The 1,405-nt window shown below is 45.6% G+C and carries 1 protein-coding gene and 1 pseudogene; one reads left to right on the top strand and one right to left on the bottom strand.

Annotated features, from left to right (window positions below):
• Positions 1–1,232: FAD-dependent oxidoreductase (locus R7P67_RS24360; RefSeq protein WP_318086255.1), on the top strand; the 1,232-nt coding region annotated here is incomplete at its 5' end.
• A 22-nt stretch (positions 1,233–1,254) separates the two neighbouring features.
• Here R7P67_RS24360 and R7P67_RS24355 read toward each other — a convergent pair.
• A pseudogene (locus R7P67_RS24355) lies at positions 1,255–1,405 on the bottom strand (allophanate hydrolase); the annotation flags it as partial.

Raw genomic sequence — 1,405 nt, 5'->3', positions numbered from 1 at the left:
AATGTTTGGATTTGCTTACGCAATCTATAGATACGATCAGACTGTATCCTCACTCACTGAATATTCGTCCTACCATTATTGCCGTACCTCACTCTGATGGGGGTGACCCATTCGCGCTGCTGCCTCGCTTAGAGGTGATTAAAAGTGCTTACCAGGCGTTAGTCGACAAAGACGAACACAACAAAGTACTTGGCGAGCCTGAAGAGTATTTCAAACTGTATTCGAAAGAAGAATTGCAGGAACTGGCAAAACAAAACCAACCAGAACATCCATCCACATTTGATGAATGGAGCATTCCTTTTGCTCAGCACGCTGATTTAGAGCAATTAAAATATCCGGTCGTTGCCGTTCAGGAGTATGGTTGGAGCGTGTTCCGTTTAGCGGCTATTGCTAACTTAACCTTAGCAAAACTGCCGAATTCAAACGTGATTACTCAAGCGACACTGAATCAGGCAGATTGGCTTGGTGATCATTGGCAATTGACTTACGAACACAATGGCGTCAATTGTTTGCTTACTTGTGATTACTTAGTCAACGCATGTGGTTTCGAGACGGGAACTATTGATAACGCAGTTGGCGCTAAGCGTGACCGTTTAGTTGAATTTAAAGCCGCTTACGTGACCAAATGGAACGAATGTAACCAGCAATGGCCAGAAGTCATTTTCCACGGCCCCCGTGGCACAGATAAAGGAATGGCGCAGTTAACGCCTTATGGAGATGGCTATTTCCAGCTGCACGGCATGACGAAAGAGATCACGTTGTTTGAAGATGGCTTAGTTGAAAGCACGGCACTCTCTGCTCAACCTGAGCTACCTGTACCGTTACTGTCTAAAATTCGCAGTGGGTGGCGTGAAGAAATTTTGGGTGAAAGAACGCATAACGCAATACAACACATGGCCCAATTTATCCCTGATTACAAAACAGCGGAAAAAGGTGGCAAAGCGTTGTTTGGTGCTCAACAGATTCCAGGCACAGATCCCGTGCTTCGCGCGGCAGATGTTTCATTCGAACAAAATCACTACGCTCGAATTGAAGTTGTGAAAGCGTCTTCTACGTTGTTGGCTGCTCAAAAAATGCTTCAGTATTGGTTTGATATCACGCCTCAACATAATGTAGAAGCGCAACATCCAGTGACCGTTAATTGGTCTGAAGACGAAATCGAACAATACGCGATTAAACTGACCGAAGAACGAGGCTATCCGCATGCTCTAGCTGAACGCTACGGGATGTAAACAGCCAAAAACTGAATAGGGCTCAGTAGCCAAAGAACTGAGCCCACTGACACCACACATCCTGCAAACCTTGTCTATCACCCTTGATGAAACGCACTTTCTGACCCGGCTTCGCTTGCGCTAATCTAGGCAAATCTATTCTTGCAACACAACCAAGCTTTGGATATCCACCA

The organism is Vibrio sp. Vb0937, assembly GCF_033338855.1.
This window is presented reverse-complemented; position numbering and strand designations above follow the sequence as displayed.